Below are 2,235 nucleotides of genomic sequence, written 5' to 3'. Positions count from 1 at the left end.
ATGAATGAAAAGGATATCCGGACCTGCCTCGGCAACTTCCTGTTTTCGGGAGAAGACGTATTAAAACCTGTACACGCGTTAAGCGGCGGCGAAAAAGCAAGGCTTGCCCTCGCCAAGCTGATGCTCCAAAAAGCGAACTTCCTTATTCTTGATGAGCCGACAAACCATCTCGACCTGGACAGCAAGGAAGTCTTGGAGAACGCTTTGATCGATTACCCGGGAACGATATTATTTGTGTCCCATGACCGCTATTTTATCAACCGGATCGCGACAAAAGTACTAGAGCTTTCCCGCGACAAAGCAGAAGAATATTTAGGCGACTACGATTATTACACAGAAAAAAAAGCGCAGCAGCTTGAACTGAAAGAACTAGAAAAACAGACGGAAGAGCATCAGAAAAACGCTTCCGAAAAACTTGGCGCAAAAAAGAGCTATGAGGAAGAAAAAGAGCTGAAAAGAAAAGAACGCCAGCGGCAGCGAAGGATTGAAGAAATCGAAACAAGAATTACGGACATTGAAGAACAGATCGAAAAAAATGAAGAGCTCCTGTGTGACCCCGCCGTCTTCCAAGACCATGAGAAGGTCCAGGAAATCCACTCTGAAAATGAACGGCTAAATGAGGAGCTTGAACAACTGTTAACAGAATGGGAAACACTCTCTACAAATGAATAAAGGATGAACCGCTCCAAGCCGGAGCGGTTTTTTTGTCCACAATTAAAATCCTTTATTTAAAAGAAAGAAAGCGATTTACCCACAATATCCACAAAAAACATAATATTTATACACATTATTAACAGGTAAAAAAGGTCTGTAAATTAAGGTTTTTAACATTATACACAAGACTGTGGATATATGTTAATAACCTGTTAATAACTATTCCCGGGCAAAAAAACCTCACAGAGCGTGAGGTTTTAATAAGACGTCAGATCTAAGCCAGGCTGACCGTTCATATCATATTTTCCTCTGATTCCTTTTTTAAAAGCAACCGTACCTGCGGCGGCAATCATCGCGGCATTGTCCGTACACAGCGAAAGCGGCGGGATCAAAAGCTCAATCTCCGGATGGCTGCTGAACGTTTTTTCAAGCGCCGCTCTCAACCCTTTGTTTGCAGCAACTCCTCCGGCAAGCAGCACCTGTTTGACGCCATAAGCTTTCGCAGCGCGTTCCGTTTTTGTGACGAGGACATCAATGACGCTTTCCTGAAAGCTGGCTGACAAATCTTCCGGAGCTATCGTTTCACCTTTTTGTGAAGCGTTGTGAAGCGTGTTGATGACTGCAGATTTCAATCCGCTGAAGCTGAAATGATAAGAGCCTTCTTCAAGCCATGCGCGCGGCAGCGGCACATTTGCCTCGCCTTTTTGCGCAAGTTTGTCAATGTGAGGTCCTCCCGGATAAGGAAGCCCCATCGTTCTCGCCACTTTGTCATAGGCTTCACCTGCCGCATCGTCGAGCGTCTCTCCGATGACTTCAAATGAGCCGTGCTCTTTCATATACACGAGTTCGGTGTGGCCGCCTGAGACGACAAGGGCAATCGCCGGAAATTGAATGTCCTGAACAAGTCTGTTGGCATAGATGTGACCGGCAATGTGATGGACGCCTACGAGCGGTATGCCCCGGGCAAAACTGAGCGCTTTCGCGGCATTCACGCCGATCAATAAAGCGCCGACAAGCCCCGGTCCTTCCGTTACTGCGATGGCATCAATGTCATCAAATGTCATGTCCGCTTGTGCAAAGGCTTCCTCAAGCACGATCGTCATCTGTTCCACGTGATGCCTTGATGCGATCTCGGGAACAACGCCGCCAAACCGTTTATGACTTTCGATTTGCGACGCTACGACATTTGAAATGATATCCGTTCCGTTTTTGACAATCGCGGCGGCCGTCTCATCACAGCTTGTTTCGATTCCTAATACATACAGATCTTTTTTATGATTCATTTAGTCTCACCCACATTAATAATGCATCTTCCCCATTATCGGTATAATAATTTTTACGAATTCCTCCCGGCTCAAAGCCGAGCTTTTTGTATAAGCTTTGTGCAATATGATTCGATACCCTTACCTCTAAAGAAAGCTGAACCGCCTTTTTCATCCGGCAAAGCTTCATCGCGGCTTTCAAAAGAGCTTCTCCTAAACGGCGGCCCCGATATGCAGGTGAAACGGCAATGTTGGTGATCTGGGCATCATCCATGACGATCCAAATCCCGCAGTAGCCGACAACTTGCTCCTCAACTTC

The 2,235-nt window shown here is 46.2% G+C and carries 3 protein-coding genes; 1 reads left to right on the top strand and 2 read right to left on the bottom strand.

From position 1 onward, the window contains the following. Positions 1-672 (top strand): ATP-binding cassette domain-containing protein (locus C1T29_RS24680; RefSeq protein WP_231516536.1); only part of this gene is annotated, 672 nt, incomplete at its 5' end. A 239-nt stretch (positions 673-911) separates the two neighbouring features. Here the strand turns inward: C1T29_RS24680 and tsaD are convergent. Beyond that, on the bottom strand, positions 912-1,937 hold the full coding sequence (tsaD, locus tag C1T29_RS03815) for a tRNA (adenosine(37)-N6)-threonylcarbamoyltransferase complex transferase subunit TsaD (RefSeq protein ID WP_079289361.1): 1,026 nt from the start codon (positions 1,935-1,937) through the stop codon (positions 912-914). Further along, positions 1,927-2,235: ribosomal protein S18-alanine N-acetyltransferase (gene rimI, locus C1T29_RS03810; RefSeq protein ID WP_208945618.1), on the bottom strand; the 309-nt coding region annotated here is incomplete at its 5' end. The genes tsaD and rimI, both read right to left, overlap by 11 nt.

The organism is Bacillus sp. MBGLi79, assembly GCF_002953915.1.
The sequence above is the reverse complement of the archived record's forward strand: the minus strand, read 5'-3'. Positions and strand labels throughout refer to the sequence as shown.